The sequence below is a fragment of the Martinezella multihospitum genome (genome assembly GCF_900094585.1).
Classification (GTDB): Bacteria; Pseudomonadota; Alphaproteobacteria; order Rhizobiales; family Rhizobiaceae; genus Rhizobium; species Rhizobium multihospitium.
The window spans coordinates 950814-968284 of the sequence record NZ_FMAG01000003.1 but is presented as its reverse complement, the minus strand read 5'-3'; the positions used below and the strand labels follow the sequence as shown (position 1 = coordinate 968284).

At 56.6% G+C, this 17471-nt stretch carries 11 protein-coding genes and 1 tRNA gene; 9 read left to right on the top strand and 3 right to left on the bottom strand.

What is annotated here, in order from left to right:
* Positions 1-240: 240 nt before the first annotated feature.
* The 8 genes from GA0061103_RS16260 to GA0061103_RS16225 all read left to right on the top strand — a co-directional run bounded on the left by GA0061103_RS16260 (position 241) and on the right by GA0061103_RS16225 (position 10276).
* Positions 241-317 (top strand) — tRNA-Met (locus GA0061103_RS16260).
* A gap of 346 nt (positions 318-663) precedes the next feature.
* The gene (locus GA0061103_RS16255; RefSeq protein ID WP_208603519.1) at positions 664-876 is read left to right on the top strand and encodes a helix-turn-helix domain-containing protein; all 213 of its coding nucleotides are present in this window, start codon (positions 664-666) and stop codon (positions 874-876) included.
* 13 nt (positions 877-889) lie between these two features.
* The gene (locus tag GA0061103_RS16250; RefSeq protein ID WP_092712854.1) at positions 890-1306 is read left to right on the top strand and encodes a very short patch repair endonuclease; all 417 of its coding nucleotides are present in this window, start codon (positions 890-892) and stop codon (positions 1304-1306) included.
* On the top strand, positions 1293-2786 hold the full coding sequence (locus GA0061103_RS16245; RefSeq protein WP_092712744.1) for a DNA cytosine methyltransferase: 1494 nt from the start codon (positions 1293-1295) through the stop codon (positions 2784-2786). Before GA0061103_RS16250 ends, GA0061103_RS16245 begins: the two co-directional genes overlap by 14 nt.
* Positions 2787-2847: 61 nt before the next feature.
* Complete coding sequence (locus tag GA0061103_RS16240) at positions 2848-4326, top strand: ATP-binding protein (protein WP_167376586.1); 1479 nt, start codon at positions 2848-2850, stop codon at positions 4324-4326.
* A gap of 1 nt (position 4327) precedes the next feature.
* Positions 4328-7219 carry a Z1 domain-containing protein gene (locus GA0061103_RS16235; protein WP_167376584.1) on the top strand — a complete coding sequence of 964 codons (2892 nt, stop codon included), beginning with the start codon at positions 4328-4330 and terminating at the stop codon, positions 7217-7219.
* Positions 7216-8220 carry a PD-(D/E)XK motif protein gene (locus GA0061103_RS16230; protein ID WP_092712739.1) on the top strand — a complete coding sequence of 335 codons (1005 nt, stop codon included), beginning with the start codon at positions 7216-7218 and terminating at the stop codon, positions 8218-8220. Before GA0061103_RS16235 ends, GA0061103_RS16230 begins: the two co-directional genes overlap by 4 nt.
* Positions 8213-10276 (top strand): AIPR family protein, encoded by a 2064-nt coding sequence (locus GA0061103_RS16225; protein ID WP_092712737.1) that lies wholly within the window; start codon positions 8213-8215, stop codon positions 10274-10276. The genes GA0061103_RS16230 and GA0061103_RS16225 overlap by 8 nt, the downstream gene beginning before the upstream one ends.
* A 7-nt stretch (positions 10277-10283) precedes the next feature.
* On the opposite strand, the gene GA0061103_RS16220 is transcribed toward GA0061103_RS16225, so the two are convergent.
* Positions 10284-12962 carry a hypothetical protein gene (locus GA0061103_RS16220; RefSeq protein ID WP_092712735.1) on the bottom strand — a complete coding sequence of 893 codons (2679 nt, stop codon included), beginning with the start codon at positions 12960-12962 and terminating at the stop codon, positions 10284-10286.
* On the bottom strand, positions 12959-13771 hold the full coding sequence (locus GA0061103_RS16215; protein ID WP_092712733.1) for a hypothetical protein: 813 nt from the start codon (positions 13769-13771) through the stop codon (positions 12959-12961). The genes GA0061103_RS16220 and GA0061103_RS16215 overlap by 4 nt, the downstream gene beginning before the upstream one ends.
* A 366-nt stretch (positions 13772-14137) precedes the next feature.
* On the opposite strand from GA0061103_RS16215, the gene GA0061103_RS16210 reads away from it, so the two are divergent.
* Complete coding sequence (locus GA0061103_RS16210) at positions 14138-15268, top strand: DUF6551 family protein (protein WP_092712731.1); 1131 nt, start codon at positions 14138-14140, stop codon at positions 15266-15268.
* 1218 nt (positions 15269-16486) lie between these two features.
* On the opposite strand, the gene GA0061103_RS16200 is transcribed toward GA0061103_RS16210, so the two are convergent.
* The gene (locus tag GA0061103_RS16200) at positions 16487-17272 is read right to left on the bottom strand and encodes a class I SAM-dependent methyltransferase (RefSeq protein ID WP_092712727.1); all 786 of its coding nucleotides are present in this window, start codon (positions 17270-17272) and stop codon (positions 16487-16489) included.
* Positions 17273-17471: the final 199 nt, after the last annotated feature.

Here is a 17471-nt window from a genome sequence, read left to right as displayed (position 1 = left end):
ACGCTAAATCGATGAAATCGATTTATGCCTCACCTCATCAAAAATGAGGCTAACAATCTTCTCTGATCGAATAACGGCCCAGGCCGTGTTACAATAGGCCGCTCACAAGCGGCCTTTGTCGCTTCTGATAAGCAAGCAATTATCCCCTTGCCAACCTGAAATAACAGGCCAAGGGGACACACGACAAACCCCAAGGGTTTGCTCGGGCGCGATAAGCCGCAAAGCGGCTTACGCTGGTAACGCGGGGTGGAGCAGCCCGGTAGCTCGTCAGGCTCATAACCTGAAGGCCGCAGGTTCAAATCCTGCCCCCGCAACCAATTCCTACGCTACAGTATCCCATAATAGCCCAAAACTGCGATCCACTGCGCCAAAGCACTGCGAACAGTCGCTAAATTCCCGACATAAAACACAAATCCCGAGATCAACAGGTGCAAAGCGGGACGTTGTCTCAGCCCAGGCGGTGCATCGATGATGCCATCACCGGCACCAGTGATCGCTCCAAGGATGGGTTGCTCAGGTCTGTGTGGGCGGACCATCCGCTCCTCGTCGGCGCCCGCGCGCAATGAGCTGTGGCGTAGCCGAAGATCGTTGCGACACATACGGCGATGCCGTATCATGTAACGTGATTCGGACCACAGGTTCAGATTGTAAAAGGGGGGTGTCGTGATTGACGTACGTTCCGTCAGGCAGGAGCGCGGCATGACGCAGAAGGCGTTTGCCGATACGTTTGGCTTCACTGTCGCTGCTGTGAGGGACTGGGAGCAGGGACGAAGACAGCCGGATCGTGCCGCCAAGATCCTCCTGGCGGTAATTAAATCGTCTCCACGTGTTGCGGCAGATGCGGCTGCGTTCATCAGGGGTGCTGGCGAGCTATGAGCAGGACAATCTGATGGATATTGTTTCCTCCAGCAAGCGTTCCGAGATGATGGCCGGCATAAAGGGTCGCAATACGCGGCCCGAAATTGCTGTACGCCGTATTGCCCATCAGCTGGGTCTGCGCTTTCGCCTACACAGAAAAGACCTTCCCGGATCGCCCGATCTGGTTTTTCCCCGGCATAAGACAGCTGTATTCGTTCATGGTTGCTACTGGCATCGGCATCCCGGATGTCGACTAGCCTATTCACCGAAGTCAAATATCACATTCTGGACGGCAAAGTTCGAAGGAAATGTTGCCAGGGATATTCGGGATAGGCGCGAGCTTGAAGAAGATGGCTGGAAGGTAGTTATCATCTGGGAATGTCAAAGCAAAAACGTGGATGCGATCACATCGATACTGAAATGCGAGGTTTGTAATGGTGGCCAGTGAGAGATCGGAGCTCTGGCGTTCGAAGGCGCTGCGCCTCGGTACGGGTGCTGCCCCCAGGGTACTCGAGATCTGCTCGGGTTGTGGGGGGTTGTCCCTCGGGCTCGCGTCGGCCGGTTTTGAACTTTCGGCCCATGTCGAGATCGATCCTGAAGCGGCGGCAAGCTATGCTCTCAACTTTGGCGGTGATCGTGAGCCGGACGATCCATGGTCCCGGTCACGGGACATGGTTGATAGCTCTGCCGATGAAATAGTCAGTGAGCTGAAGCTCGGTACGCCCACTGGGGAATCTTTCGACATACTGGCAGCCGGTCTGCCCTGTCAGGCCTTTGCAAGGATTGGGCGGTCAAAGTTGCGTGCTGTAGCAGGCAAGGAAGATGCATTTCAGACAGACCCGCGTGCTGCTCTTTACCGCCGGTTTCTAGACTACGTGCGCGATACACAGCCCCTGGCGATCATCATCGAAAACGTGCCCGACATCCTGAATTTCGGCGGTCACAATGTGCCGGAGGAAATCTGCAGCACGCTCGATGAGGTCGGCTATCGCACCGCCTATACGATTCTCAATGCAGCATATTTCGGCGTCCCCCAAGTCCGCGAACGCCTGTTTATCATAGCGATTGCCGAGACACTGCAAGTCGATCCGCTTTTCCCCGACCCTACGCACTTTCTTGATCTTCCGCGTGGCTATGAGAGCTCTCGGCGTGTCGCGCTGAAGCACGTCGACACGGGCAGTCCGCATTTCCACGGTGTGCACAGACCATCCGAAACTCTGCCGTCGGCCGTTGGAGTACAGGTTGCTCTGGGAGACCTGCCCGAAATCCACGAACATCGGCACGCTCCGCGAGCAATGCGTCGGCGCCGGCTCGATGACATGTTGCCCTACCGCATGCCGGTGGATCGCCTGTCGGATTATGCGCGGCTCATGCGGCATTGGCCTGGTTTTTCGACCGGCAGCGCATCCGGAGGTCATCTTGTTCGCATTACTCCAAGGGATTTTCCGATTTTCGAGGCGCTGCCGCATGGTGCCGATTATCCACAAGCGCGGAAGCTTGCTGAATCCATGTTCCGATCAGCTGCTCTTCAGAAGGGATTTTCGAACATTGACGAAGGGTCTGAGCAATGGGAGGCTCTGTGGAACTCGATCGTGCCACCATATGACCCGGGCAAGTTTCCAAACAAGTGGTGGAAACTTGAGCCAGCGAAACCCAGCCGGACACTGACCGCGCATATCGGCAAGGATACTTATTCCCATATCCACTATGACAGTGGGCAGAGTCGGACAATCTCCGTTCGTGAGGCCGCGCGCCTGCAGTCTTTTCCGGATGGCTTCCGTTTTGCTGGAGCCATGAACGCAGCATTTCGACAGGTAGGAAATGCGGTACCGCCTCTCCTTGGAAAAGCCGTTGCAATGGCACTCAAGCAACAGATCGACAGTGGCCTGAAGCTAATCGACAAGGCAGCGGGGCGCGAAGCTGCCTGACATGACAGGACCGATCGCCGATGAACTGCCCTACGATCCAGCCCCCCCGGGAGCGAGCGCGATGCTTGAATCTCTCCGGGGAATTGGCTACTCGCCCGCCGCTGCGATCGCCGATCTGATCGACAACTGCATAGCAGCGGGAGCTAGACGAGTCCGCGTGGATTTCGAGTGGCGGGGCCCATCTTCAATTGTCCGCATCATCGACAATGGTCGGGGCATGGATCGTGCGGCTCTCATCGAGGCCATGCGTCCAGCCGGGCGCCATCCCCTTGCGCCAAGACCGCCTGATGACCTTGGCCGTTTCAGCCTGGGGCTGAAGTCTGCCTCTCTTTCTCAGGGCAGCCTTCTGGCCGTCGCCTCAAAGGTGGAGGGCGGCGGCCTGGAGGCTCGTTACTGGGATCTGAAATACATCGAAGATGTGGACAGCTGGAAACTGCTTCGCGGGATGCCGCCCGAAATCGCGAGCGACGCCGACATTCTCGGGAAGCAACGGCATGGGACCGTCGTCGTTATCGCCCGTCTGGACCGCATGCTCGCTGGGAAGCTGAATGATGATCCGATCGACCGGGACCGGTTTCTGAAGCTGGCCAGGACGGTAGAGCACCATCTGGCAATGACATTCCACCGTTACCTGGAGGGTGTCGACCCCCGCCTCATCATCACCATCAACGGCGAAGATGACGCACAGAAGATCCGGCCCTGGGATCCATTTATCTCGGATCACAGGGCAACAACGCCGACGCCCGTGGAAACCATCGAGCACAGTGGAGGATCTGTCGAGATTCAAGGTTTCGTTCTCCCCCATCGCGATCGAATGACGAGTGCGGAATTTGCGAAGGCAGAAGGGCCTGGCGGGTGGCAGGCTCACGAAGGATTTTTTGTCTATAGAGGCAGGCGGCTGCTGGTCGCAGGCGGGTGGCTGGGGCTTGGGCCGGGCCGTGGCTGGGCCCAGACCGGTGTCCATCGTCTTGCACGTATCCGGCTGGACCTTCCCACGAGTGGAGACCTGGACTGGAAGGTAGATATCCGCAAATCAATCGCCGTACCGCCGCCATCTCTGCGTGGTCGCCTTCAGTCGCTGGCTGAAAATGTGCGACGTGACGCGAGGGAAATTTTCGCGCACCGGGCCGGCGTGTCCAGGCGCAAGCCCGGACAGCCGGTTGTCCGAGCCTGGACCCCGATTCATACGAGCAGAGGAGTCACTTATCGCGTCGACCGTTCGCATCCATCCGTGCGCCATGCACTCGACGCAGTGGGCGACAGACGCCATCTCATCGAGGAGATGCTGGCCGTAATCGAGGCCACGGTGCCCGTGCAGCGGATCTGGATTGACGTCAGTGAAACGGCGGACTTTACTGCACCGAAAGCTGCCGCTACCCCTTCGGTTGAGGAGAACGCTGCTCTCACGTCGCTTTACCATCACATGCGCACAGAGTTGAAGCTTGGTGCGGATGAGGCCCGGGCAAGGTTGCTGGGGTTGGAGCCGTTCTCTTCCTACCCCGATGCGGTTCAGAAACTTCCTGACGAGATCGGGACCTGACATGCCCGTCAACCCGCATTTCCAGTCCGAACTCGTTCAGATGGCCCAGCTCCGTCTTTCGCAACGCGCCGGTGATACGCCGATTACCCGGCAGGAGATCGGCGAGACGATCGACCGGTTGCTGGCGGCCTTTCCGGAATGGCGCGAAGAAACTTCCCGGGATGCCGCCACCGCACATCTTGAAATGATCTTCAGCACATTCATCGGCAATGCTTCCATCCTTCTTGCGGAGGATGGTCATGTTCCCTGGCTCAATGACCGCCAGGAAAGCATAACCTGGAGATACTGGGAGCGGTATCGCGCTCTTCTCATACGTCAGCAGCTGCCACAGCCTGCAATCAACTTCCTCAACCGGATTACGGACCGGATTCTCGAGTTGTGTGGCAATCCGGCAGAGAAAGGAAAATTCGATCGGCGCGGAATGGTCGTAGGAGATGTCCAGTCTGGCAAGACCGGCAACTACACCGGTCTGATCTGTAAGGCCGCGGATGCCGGATACAAGGTGATCATTGTCCTCGCTGGACTTAACAACAACCTTCGAAGCCAGACTCAGATCCGCTTGGACGAAGGGTTCATCGGCAAGATCAGTGTCCCTATTGGAGAAAGCGGCTCGCGTGTCATCGGTGCCGGGCAGATTGATCCTTCTGCGGTGGTTGACTGGGCGACCAACAGAACCGAGAAAGGCGATTTCAACTGGAAGGTAATGTCGCAGTTCGGCGTGCATCCAGGTGGCCATCCGCTTCTTCTCGTCGTCAAGAAGAATGGCAGTGTCCTTGACAGCGTGCTCAAATGGATCGACGTGACAGCCAATTCCACCGAGGGTGGCCTGAAGCGATTCCATGCCATGCCGCTGCTTGTGATTGATGATGAGGCAGACAACGCGTCCGTGGATACCCGCCAGCAGAAATTCACCAACGGCATTGCTGACCCGAAACACAAGCCGACATCGATCAACGCGAAAATACGCCAGATCCTGCGCCGGTTTGATCAGGTTTCCTATGTCGCCTATACCGCGACCCCCTTTGCCAACATTTTCATCCATCCCGACGCTGAGACAAACGAGGAATTTCAGGATCTTTTTCCTCGCGACTTCATTGTGAACATGCCTGTTCCGGAAAACTATGTTGGCGCCTCCAAGATCTTTGGATACTCCGGCGAAGTCGAGGAAGAGGAAGTCTCCGGGCTTCCAGAACTTCTGGTAACCGTCACCGATCACGCGGACAGCCTGGCGAGGAAGGAAACGCAGGGCTGGATGCCGCCGGTACACAAAGTGGTCCATGTACCGCTGTTCAACGGCGAGGACGTTGTTCCCCCGTCACTCAGAAAGGCGATACAAAGCTTCATGCTGGTAGTTGCGGCCCGACGCGAACGTGGCCAGCTCCGTGTCCATAACAGCATGCTCATACATGTTACGCGGTATCAGGCCGTTCAGAAGCGGGTTATCGCGCAGATTCAGGAAGCTCTAGATCAACTCGTCAACGAAGTGCGCTATGGCGGTGAGGAAGGACTGAAGTCATTCAAGCATTTGTGGGAGAACGAGTTCGAACCCGTCACGCAGAACCTGGGGTTGGAGGATTGTCCGGAGGTTTCGTGGAGTGCTCTGGAAACCTCTCTCAGGTTGACTGCGAGCTCGATCAGCGTGCATGAGATCAATGGCAGCTCGGCCGATGTGCTTGACTATGAGCTCAACAGGGAACGGGGCCTGAACGTCATTGCTGTCGGAGGCGACAAGCTGGCTCGTGGGCTGACTCTCGAAGGCCTTTCCGTCACTTATTTTCTGCGGGGCTCTACCATGTATGACACGCTCATGCAGATGGGGCGCTGGTTTGGATACCGGCGCGGCTATCTCGATCTCTGCAGACTGTTTACGACTCAGGACCATGTGGACTGGTACGGTCATATTGCCCAGGCAAGCGACGAACTGCGTCGCGAGTTTGACCGCATGGAGGCAACCCATGCCACACCCGGTCAGTTCGGCCTTCGCGTGCGCAGACACCCGGCTCTCACCGTAACGTCGCGGGCCAAGATGCGGCACGGGACGGAACTCCAGGTGTCTTTCGCGGGAGACATTTCGGAAACAACCGTCTTCTCGGTCAATCCGGATGTCCTGCGGCAGAACCACAAGGCAGCGCTGGAATTCGTCCGCCAGCTGTCGGATATAGGCATCAGGCAGACTCCGGATCCTTCACAGCTGCGGCCCGGCGGACGAAGCCATCGCTGGAAGGGTTCGCATCTCTGGTCCGGTGTACCCGTCGACACTGTTCTCACGCTTCTCGACCGGTTTTCGACCCATGAGGACGCCGCGCGCGCCAACACGGCAATTCTCGCCAAGTACATAAGAACCCAGGTCAGGAAAGGCGAATTGCAGGAATGGGAGGTCCTGCTGGTTGGTGGTGAGGGCAGGGACAGGGTAACATTTGGCCCCATCTCGGTGAATACTGTTGTCCGTCAACCCAAGGGCGGTTACGGCCAGGATCCAAGAAAGCCGAGAGTGATTGGACCTGAAGATCGTTACGTCATACGTCGTCTTGTGAACCCACGCGATGAGGCTGTAGATCTTGATTCCGGAGCCTATGAATCTGCCTTCAGGAAGACTCTGGAGAACCCGTCCAAACGCCGGCGCAGGACGGACAAGGATCCAGAGGCACCAAGCGGCGTCTATCTTCGACAACATCGACCCGCGGAGCGTGGCCTGCTGATGCTCTACCCGCTGGCGCGCACTCAGGAGCTCGAACATCCGGATGGCGGAACGTTCCATCACACCTTTCTTCAGGTCGATACGGCTCCTCTGGGACTTGCCATCAGTTTTCCGCACAGCGGCAACGCAGGATCCGTGAGTTACATGGTCAACAGCATCTACGGTGTTGGCGACGACGACGAGGGAGACGCATGAACGTCGTCACCGAAGCCTGGGAGGCGCTTGCGGGTGAGAGACGGGATGAGGCGGGATGGCATCTGCGCCGGATTCTACGGGAAGCTCCGTGTGAAATTTTTGCCGGCCTTCATCAACCCGGCGCAACGCCTAGCCTGCTGATCGAAGCGCCAGTTGCGGCGATGCCCAGAGTTCAACGTCTGCCCGGATCACAGGGGTTTCGTGTGGAGGCCAGCCGGCCGGGGCTAAGTCAGACGGGTCGGGGCCGAATACTGCTATCCCTCGCCGACCGAGCGTATTCCACTGTCTTTGCGGTTCTCTGCCTGGATGTAGCTCAGATTGCTGCCACCCAGTCTGACCCTGCCTCCGCACTTTCGACGTTCATTGACCGTCTCCACGTGTGGCAGTCCTTCATGGCGCGCTTCGGGCCGGATGGTCTCTCCGAGGAGGCTGTAATCGGCCTGATGGGCGAATTGCTTGTCCTCAGCGAGTATCTGGCACCCCTCATCGGCCTGGAGAGGGCAGTCGGGGGGTGGTCGGGACCTCGCGGCGAGCCTAACGATTTCAGCCTCGATAACGGGTATCTCGAGATCAAGTCGACGATACGGCAGGCCCCCCAGAGCATGGCGATCGCCAACTCTGCACAGCTCGATCCGGCTCGTGGCCGAATTGTGCTTGCTCATCTTCAGTTGCACCAGTCAACTGTGGGAAGAACACTTCCGGACATCATCATGGCAATAAGGAATCGGCTGATGGACGAAGCGCCAGCCTCGCTTCCAGAGTTTACGGCACAGCTGCTGGCTGCCGGATATGTTGATGTCCACAGCGACAACTATATGCTCCGGCTGGAGCTGGCGGCTATTCAGTTCTTCGATGTGACCGCCGATTTTCCTCACATTGCCCGAAGCGAACTGCGAACGGGCATCCGTGAATGCACCTACAGCATTGATCTCGCCGCCTGTGCTCCCTGGTCGGTGCCAAGCACGATGCTGTCCATGCTTGCTGGAATTGTCGATGGCTGAAGATCAGGAACTCCAGAAGTTCGCAGACCACCTGAGATCGGAAATCGGAGATCGCGCTCTTGGCGATGCTGACGGTGGCGATTTCAGCGAGAACGCTTTCGTCAACGTCGTCGGCGAACACCTTGCCGAGATCGGCATCGTCGAGGACCCCGTCACATGTCACTTCCAAACGAAGGTTGGAAGCGGGGTTGCCCGGCTTTCAGGATTTGCAATTCCTGATGATGGTGAGCGCATCGACCTGATCGTTGCAAGTTTTGCCGGATCGCGGGAACCCGCCACCCTTCCGGCAGCCGACGTTACGCGCCTAGCCCGTCAGGCTGCGCGAGCGCTGCTGGCGGCAAAACGCGAAGTTCATCTGGAGCTCGAAACAGCCAGCGACCGTTACGCAATGATGGAGCGAATTCATGAAGTGCTTGCAGCCGGTACTGCACAGGCGCGAGTGGTTGTGATCACCGATGGGCTGAGCTTAGCCCGTACGATCGATCCTGAAACCATAGCCGGCGTCGAAGTAACGTTCGAAATCTATGATCTGCGCCGGCTGATGAGGACAATGCGCTCAGGGCAGACGCGGGAAACCATCGACGTCGAACTTTCTGTGCTAGGAATGCCTCCGATCCCCTGTGTCCCCATGCCATCCGGGCCGGAACCTTATGAAACCTACCTTGCAATCATTCCGGGGGACACGCTTTACGAACTCTACGAACGATATGGACCCAGCATTCTGGAATACAACGTGCGCGCCTTTCTTCAGGCGGCTGGCAAGGTTAACCGCGGGATCCGTGACACAATCCGGGATCGGCCCGGCTACTTCATGGCATACAACAACGGAATTTCCGTAACCGCTGACGAGGTCCGGACCCAGATACGTGACGGGACCACGGTGGTAACCGGAATCCGGGGGCTGCAGATCGTCAACGGAGGTCAGACAACTGCATCCATCCATCGCGCCCGCAAGAGAGACCGGCTCGATCTTTCGCGGGTTCACGTCTCTGCAAAAATTACGCGTTTGCCGCTGGAAAGTGTCGAGGAAATGGTCCCTCAGATCTCGCGTTTCGCGAACACACAGAACGTGATCCAGGAGGCTGACTTCTCATCGAATGAACCATTCCATATCGTCCTCGAACGCCTTTCGAAGGATGTCTGGGTGCCTGGAGAGCGGACGCGTTGGTTCTATGAGCGCTCACGGGGACAGTACCAGACCGCTCTGAACATAGAAGGGACCACTGACGCGCGCGTCCGCGCGTTTCGTGAGCGGACCCCTCCAGCAAACCGGATCTCCAAGACCGATCTTGCCCGTTACCTCAACAGCTGGAGCCGTTTCCCGTACGTCGTCAGCGGAGGCGTTCAGAAAAACTTCATCGCGTATATGAAGCGCATGCGCGATAATCGCGGCAACAGATGGGAGCCCGATGAGGCTTTTTATCGCGATGCGATCGCCCAGGCCATCCTGTTTCTTGCTGCGCAGCGGATTGTCAGGCGTGAGGGATTTCCGGCATATCGCATTAATATTGCTACCTATCTAGTATCATACTTGTCGCACAGGACAGGTGGCCGGCTGCGTCTGGATCACATCTGGCAGCGACAGTCGCTCTCGGAAGAACTCGAAGAGCTCCTGCGCGTCTGGTCCTACGCGATAGACAGACAGATTCAGACCAGTGCTGCAGGTCGAAATATTACGGAATGGGCCAAGAAGGAAGCCTGCTGGGCAGCCATGAAACAGCTGGACCTCCCGATCGAAGGAAGCCTTCCAGACGAGTGGGGCAGCGAAGACCTGGCGCCTTCCGGCGAATCTGCCGAACTGCCACGTGACAATCATGAATCTCTTGCAGTCTGCATGCGCCTTTCGGCAGAACAGTGGTTTGCCATTCATCTCTGGGGGACAAGGACGGGAAATCTTGCAACCTGGCAATGCGGAATAGCGCACACCCTCAGCAGTTACGCGGGGGCAGGATGGCAGCGTGTACCGACGATCAAGCAGGCCCAGCAAGGCATCAGGATTATCGAGCTTGCCGCGAACAAAGGCTTCGAGGGAAACATTGGGCCAGCTCAGACCTGATGTTTGATTAATCGAGTGAAGCGTTGAGCTCGAGAAGGCGGCCGAGGATTTGCAGGTCGCTGGCATCGACCGGAAGCTCGTAGGCCCCCAGGACGAATTCATCGAGATGATGCCAGCCGGCATTGTCCTGAGCAAGACGGTGGGCCTCGCGCCAGTTCTCCGGCGCAAGACCAGAGAGGACCCTTTCAACGTGCTGGTCGATCTGCTCCACGGCCTGGCGCAGTGATGATGGTGCCTGTTCGGCGACGAGCGCGGAAGTGTCTGCTCCCAGTCGGACAATGCGGAAGGGTTCCGGAATGGGAAAACCTCCGAACGTGCTGGTCACTGAGAACCGTGACATCCAGCTGCTTGCCGGAGGCAGTGTCGCCCGTGCCCACACCGCAAACACCCGCGATCGGAACAGTGCCGGGACAGCGACATCTCCATCTATCACGAACATTTCCTGAGACGGAATTTCCCCCGGCTGAAGCTCAAGAACGATGCCCGGGACGAGCCCGTCTATCAGGGCATATCGCTTGAACTCTCGAGGATGCGCCCAGCATTTTTCAAGATCAGAAGACCGTTTCATCGGGCGGGCGACCGGAAACCGGCTGGGGTGCGAACGCAGAATATCAATCAGCAACCGGGCGTCCTGTCGGTCACTCAGAACAAACTCGCGACGTAGAAGATGATCGCTCGATGCATCGCCATACGGACGGCTCCCGGTTCGCAGAGGTCGAACCTGTTCTCTCGCAAAGGCCCGATCGCTCTCCGGCAGCCTGTCCAGCCATTCGGAAAGGACGTCAAAGCTGACGCGGACGACGTCTCTGAGATCAACTCCCCGCGCGGCAAGATTCCTGTTCACTTCAACGGAACGGATGGATCCGATGTCGATCTCATCTGGAAAAGTTGAGGGGCCTGATGCGGTGAGAACGCGCCTGAGTGTCGGGGAATCCGTGTACCGAGCAATTTCCCATTCCGAGCGCTGTGCAAGGTGAACGGCCTCTAGTGTAGGCGTCTCGCCTGTAACCAGCAGGCTGACAACAGATCTCCCGGTCGAGATCTGCAGAGCCGCAACATGGTCCTGCGATCGAAGGAGACTGCCCACAGTAGTAGGAGGTGTGCGTCGCTCCTCTATGCCGATGCCGAAATCTGTTGTCCGCCGCCGGCCTCGATTGACGAGCGATGCGATCACCGCAATCGCAAACTCCGAAAATCTTGTCTCCGGCCGCCGTCCCTCCACAACGATCTGCTCGCTATCTAACGGACCGTCGAGTTCACCGGGGTTGAGACGAAGCGAAAACAAGATGGAACGATCGTTTCGCTTCGGATCGGCTGAAACCCAGCTTGCCTCCGATCCCAGCGGTAGTTCATCCATCTGATCAGGTCGCGATGTCTTTGGTCGCTGAGATGGAACCGTACCCACTGAAAGAACGACAGCCTTGCCACCGGATGACGCGAGTAGTAGTTCACGACGTACAGCCAGAGAGCGTCCAGCAGAGATCGCAAGTTGAATAACGTCTGAGACTCTCCGGTCAAGGGATCGTTTCGGGTTGCCCCACCAGAAGGGTGAGCGGGCTATCGAGGTATCAAGAACCGTGTGGCCGGAGGCCAGGCCCAGGATCCGATGTTGATGAAACAGTTCCGATGGGCGCTTCAGTGGAAGTGCGGGAACGATCATCACGAGCGCTCCTGTCGCGGCCTGTCTTTCGAGAAAGCGCCTCGCGTCTGCAGGCAGCTCGTGGCCGGGATTTTCATCTTCGTCCAGGACAAATGCAACTATAGACCTGACGCTGCTGTCGGCAATGTCGGGAAACTGTCCGGGACGTGTCGTGAGAATCTCTATGCCGGAAGCGGGATATGGGGTGGCAGTCTTCAGGTGGCGGACAATCTCTCTCGCACGCTTGCCGGATGCGACAATCAAAACCGGCCCGTCACCGCGAAAAGCAGTCTCTTCTGCCGGCGAGAACGAAGGCATGGCCGCCGTCGGCAACGGTTTCGGCTCCGCAGGCCTTGCCGCAGGTGCCAGGTCGATAGATGCACCCATGAAGGCGGCCAGCTGAGACAGGGCCGATATCGACGCATTTGTCGGGCTATTCGTCGACAAATTTCTCAGATCGGGCGCAAGAACAAGGGAAAGGACATTGGCTTCCTCTTCCTCAATGCGGATTTTCTGGAAGATTTCGTCCGCCAGTTTCTCGCTTTCAAAGTCGCGGCGGAATGCAGTCTCGGCCCGCTCACGCAAGAATTGACGCCGCCAGCTCCTGGCCCTTGCTTCTCCGAAGCGGTCGCGCAGGAACGACATGGCCTCGCCGCCGAGAACAGAAACTTCTCTGCGACGCGCATTGACTGCGAGATCAAGCAGACTGAGAGGTGCCCGCGACATGACGTCGGCGTGAAAAGGGATCAGTTCATCCCAGAGTTCGTTAGGAGTGCCCACATAGGCAGTGCCATTCCAGATGAATACATCCCGCCAGGGTTCACCGACAGCAACAGGCAGAGATTCTCCTGGCGGCAGGCGTCGCTGGTCATCGACATCGATCAGTTCGAAAGCAACGATAGGTGAAGAGTGATCACCCGGAACAGCGGGCTGCGCGACATAGAGCGTGTTCGCTCCTTCGCTTTGGCCATAAAGCGGAAGTGCGTAACCGTGGTCAACACAATGATAATAGGCTATCAACGATAGCCGCAGCTGTGCATCGTTCATATCTGACCGCACCCCGCGAGATGTTCGCGAACACGCCTGTTTATCTCTGTGTGGAAATCAGCAGGCGCGCGGTTCGGTCGCCATTGATACGTCTCCCAAGAAATTCCTGCAGCATTTAGCCGGTCGATCATGTCCTGATTGTTTCCATTGGGACTTTCGAGAAACTGTTGAGGCAAAATCGCAAATTTCACTTCCTCAAGCGGGATGTGCCGACTGTAGGCGAGTTCGACCGCTGACGCCCGCCGGTCTGGCTTGTTGCTTCCCTCCGACGCGAGCCTCGAAATTTTCGCGAAGGTTTTCGGACCCGTGTCCCAGTCGGGTATAGTGTTGCCAAAATCCCGCCGGACTTTGCCGTCGTAATAGCTTCCGGAGGAGCCAAACGCCCATTCAATGTGATCGTTAACGGCTTGGAGGGTTTCTTCGAGTGCATAGTCCTCTAGAAATACTGCCGGACTCGCGCCATCATCAAATGCGCCATCGAGAGCGCCGCCAGTGTCGAATGGATAAACATGATACGGCGCCCCGAGATTGCTGGTGTCCACCAGGAAAACGAAGGGAAAATAGTCGAGAATATCCTGCTTCTGATCAGCGCCTTTCAGCTTGTACGCTGGCCGCATGGCAAAAAAATAGACCAGATCGTGATTGAATACCTTGCAGAAGCGAGCTTCAATCTGGCCTTCCCGGATTATCTCCCTGGCAAAACCAACCCCCGTGACATGGACGAGATAAAATTCCCTGGTAGCGCCTTTGGCGCGGTTTTGAAGGGTTTTTGCGGGATGACCACTCTTGCGGCGGTTGATTATTGACATGCGGTATCTCCAAGGAACCGTCGCGGTGGCACTCGAAATTTATATTTTCGCGCCCTTCAGAGATTTCTACAACTATCACGTCAGTGACGATCAGACCAGTTGTTCCATTCCTGTATCTTGCGAAGTCAACAATGTTTACAATGGCATGAACGGATCTGCGACAATGAAGCGCCATGTCCACTTCGGCGAAGGCTTCGCACTCGTAGTTCTCAACCCCCAAAGTCTACGAGGTGGGCTAATATCAATTCCTGGCAGATCGCGACGCGGCAGTTCACCTGAGACGACTTTCGTTCTCCTTCGTGAAACATACCCCTCATAGCCTGTGGCGTCGTGCGCATAGGGCCGCGACATTTCAGGAGAACGATCATGACACAACAGCAGCAAATGCCGCTGGCTGGAAGCATTCGCACATGGCTCAACGACGGTTCTGCGATGCCGACCTGGGTTTGTGACAGAATAACGGAAAACAGATCACCCAATGGATCTTTCCTGATCCCGACACCTCTCGGCACAACTCGCGTTCACTCTGGCCATGTTGTCATCGAACATGGTGGCAAGTTATGGTGCCGTGAACCGGAGGAAGTTCCTGAACTTCTAGCAGGTTTCACTGCCGAAATCGTTCCGGAAATCACGGCTATCGGCCCAGGAAAGTCCGCTCAGTTCGGCACTAAAAGTAAAGCCGGTTCTGGCGGAAAGCGGGGAAGCGAACGGAAGATAGCCTTTGGTGCGCCGCGTGGCACCATGCCAAGTATCGAGTGGGTGCATGTTGCCGCCCTTACGGTCGACAGTTCTTATCAGCGATCTATCGACAACGACGGATCGCGCCGCCTTATCGCTAGTATCGCCGCAAACTTCGATTGGCGGCTTTGTGCGCCTCTGGTGGTATCGCGACGACCTGACGGTTCAAAGGTAATCATCGACGGACAGCATCGCTGGGCTGCAGCGACGCGTCGGGGAGATTTGCCGCAGTTGCCTTGCTGCCTCTTCACCTATGGCAGTCCGGAGGACGAGGCACGTATGTTTATTGTTGCGAACAGGGCGCGCAAAGCGATGAACCGTATGGATGACTTCCACGCGGCCCTTGCTGCCGGTGATGAGGATGCCCTGGATATTCGGCGGCTTGTGTCTGAGGCAGGATTGGCTATTGCCCGGAACACTTCGTCAACCGCATGGAAGCCAGGAGATGTCACTTTTACGTCTTCGATTGCCACTGCGCTTCGCAGACATGGTGATGCAGTCGTTTCCGCTGCTTTGACCTGCATGGCTGAAGCATACAAGGATGAACCACTTACACACGGCGCTTCGATTTTCGGTGCGCTCGTGCGCATTTTTGCCAATCCCCCCGAGGGTTTTGATTCTGACGACCTCGTACCAACGCTGAGGCGATTCCCCATGGCAGAATTGAGCGAGATGGTCCGAAATCAAAAGGGAGGTGATGCCCGAGCATTCGCCTTGTACAAGGCGCTGATCAAAACTTTGAACGGGACAGACGAATGATTGTTTAATGCTCATCTGCCGCGCTCAATGAAGAGCGTGGCAGATGGTTTCAAAGAGATAACATTTTATGTTGCCTGAGCGATTTTGTGCATGCACCGCATTCTGCGATCCGCAGAAAGTTTAATAAGTGGTCAGCAGCGATCATAACCCTTTGAGGACTTGCGGAATTTTGCTTCGCCATGTTCGTGTTGGCTTGGGGGTTCCCGAGGCGAATTAAGAGGATAAATCACTTCGATATTTCCTCTTGATATAGTTTGTATGCTGTCCGTCTTGCGAGAAGTCTGGCTAAAGTAGCCAAAGCCTGCTTCACCTCGGGTTTTGATGTATCCAGTGTCAGTTCTTGGATGTGCTCAAGTGAAAGGAAGCTGTCGGTTTCAGCGGGCATAGGTCCGTGAATGAAGTGCGGAGTTTTAATCATGATATTGCCAGTATGACTTTATGATAGAAACAGATAGGGAGGCCTTGTTGACTGCAAAAGATGACAGGAGTACCGCGATGCCTGTTGATCATATTCCGCATAAGACTGCTCTCGACTCCAATATGATCGCGTCTGACGCGGGAGAAATCGGAGATGGTGTGCAGCTCGATGTTGGCATCGTGGCTTCTGAGAGAATTCTGGTTGCTCTGCGTCGGTCGCCACTGGTTGGATCGAAACTGCGCATCGGGCGTAGTCGGGAAATAGGACGCTCGCTTAAGTTTTAGGAGCATATGGCAGGCGCAGGGGCGTTTGCAGCGAGCATTGCGAGCCGCACAATCTACTACGCTGCGCTGCGAAACAGGCCGCTTTTAGCCGCTATGGCCATCTGTCGTAGTAAGGGGTAACCATTTGTAAAATAACGCAAGTTTAGATAGTTGCATGCCCCCGCAACCAATACAAAAAGGCCCGCATCAAGCGGGCCTTTTTGTATTGGTAACGGGTCGAGGATTTAACGCCTCATCAGGGGCCTGCAAGGAGGCAAAGCCGACGCCGCGGGACAGAAAATAACAAATTCTGCCCCCGCAACCAATCCTTCCCACCACCAAACACAAATATCCCCCGCGCTAAGGCATAAGCCATCGCTGGTAATCGTAGCTCCTCGTTCGCTAGATCACCTTAACCAGAAGCCGAACGAAAGAAAATTCCCCAAGGAAATCAAAGGCAGCCGCACACGCCAGCTCAAACGCGAAAGGCTAGACTCTGAGCTATCGCGTGCCCCAACTCTGTCGGGCTAGGCCTTCTCACGCACTGGCCCCACTGACCCGTTCAGCGGTGATGATCCATGCGCGGGAGTCGAAGAGTACGCCTTCGGAGGTCATATGAGCTTCCAACAAATCACGCAGTCGCTGCAGTGCTTGATCGGGCGCCTCATCGGTGTGCGTCAGCGCGTCCTTGACCATATAGAGACCGCCAAGAGCATCGAGGGCGGCGTCGACATTGGCGCCATAGAACACCGGTTCGTCCACCTCGACAAAGTCGATTGAGGTGAAGCCGGCGGCGCTTAGCAGCTCTTTGGTTATGATGGGATCGCCAAGCGAGAACGGCTTGCCGGCATTTTCTGGAATTGCGCCTCCTGGAGCCAGCGCATGCCTGATGGCGCCGGACCATTCGTTGCGCTTCTGGCTTTGCCATACCATCCAGGCGAGGCGTCCGCGCGGGCGCATTGCATGGGCGATATTGGCAAATGCCGCCGGCGGATCGGCAAAGAACATAACGCCGAACCGGCTGATACATAGATCGAAACTGGCAGCTGGAAAGCTGTGGCTTTGTGCGTCGCCCAGTTCGAAGCCGACGTTGCGCAATCCCGCGTCAGCGCAACGTTGTCGCGCAATCTCGAGCATCTCGGCGGAAGTGTCCACACCGACCACGCCGCCTTCTATTGCGACTAGGCCTGCTTCCCGGGTAGTTTGTCCAGCGCCGCAGCCTATATCGAGCACCCGATCGCGCCTTCTGACGCCGGCGATTGCCCGCAAATGCCGGTTATGCCGTGAGAGTTCAGCGTCGTAAAAATCGGCACATTGCAACACTACAAGCCTCCCTCATCTTGTCTCAATCGCCATCGCGGTTCAGTTCTCGCGGAACTCCGAACAGCTCTAACTCATGTTCCTTACATGGTTCTGGATGGAACACCGCTGGGTGCTTTCTGGATTTGCTCTAATGGAAATCGGTTCCCGTATTGCACCTTCTTTATAAACTGATTGCATAACAGGATCGGTCATGCAATAT

What these genes read in the sequence shown, in the direction of transcription:
- GA0061103_RS16250 (WP_092712854.1), top strand. Translation starts at nt 890, where the DNA reads ATGGATATTGTTTCCTCCAGCAAGCGTTCCGAGATGATGGCCGGCATA.
- GA0061103_RS16245 (WP_092712744.1), top strand. Translation starts at nt 1,293, where the DNA reads ATGGTGGCCAGTGAGAGATCGGAGCTCTGGCGTTCGAAGGCGCTGCGC.
- GA0061103_RS16240 (WP_167376586.1), top strand. Translation starts at nt 2,848, where the DNA reads ATGCTTGAATCTCTCCGGGGAATTGGCTACTCGCCCGCCGCTGCGATC.
- GA0061103_RS16235 (WP_167376584.1), top strand. Translation starts at nt 4,328, where the DNA reads ATGCCCGTCAACCCGCATTTCCAGTCCGAACTCGTTCAGATGGCCCAG.
- GA0061103_RS16230 (WP_092712739.1), top strand. Translation starts at nt 7,216, where the DNA reads ATGAACGTCGTCACCGAAGCCTGGGAGGCGCTTGCGGGTGAGAGACGG.
- GA0061103_RS16225 (WP_092712737.1), top strand. Translation starts at nt 8,213, where the DNA reads ATGGCTGAAGATCAGGAACTCCAGAAGTTCGCAGACCACCTGAGATCG.
- GA0061103_RS16220 (WP_092712735.1), bottom strand. Translation starts at nt 12,962, where the DNA reads ATGAACGATGCACAGCTGCGGCTATCGTTGATAGCCTATTATCATTGT.
- GA0061103_RS16215 (WP_092712733.1), bottom strand. Translation starts at nt 13,771, where the DNA reads ATGTCAATAATCAACCGCCGCAAGAGTGGTCATCCCGCAAAAACCCTT.
- GA0061103_RS16210 (WP_092712731.1), top strand. Translation starts at nt 14,138, where the DNA reads ATGACACAACAGCAGCAAATGCCGCTGGCTGGAAGCATTCGCACATGG.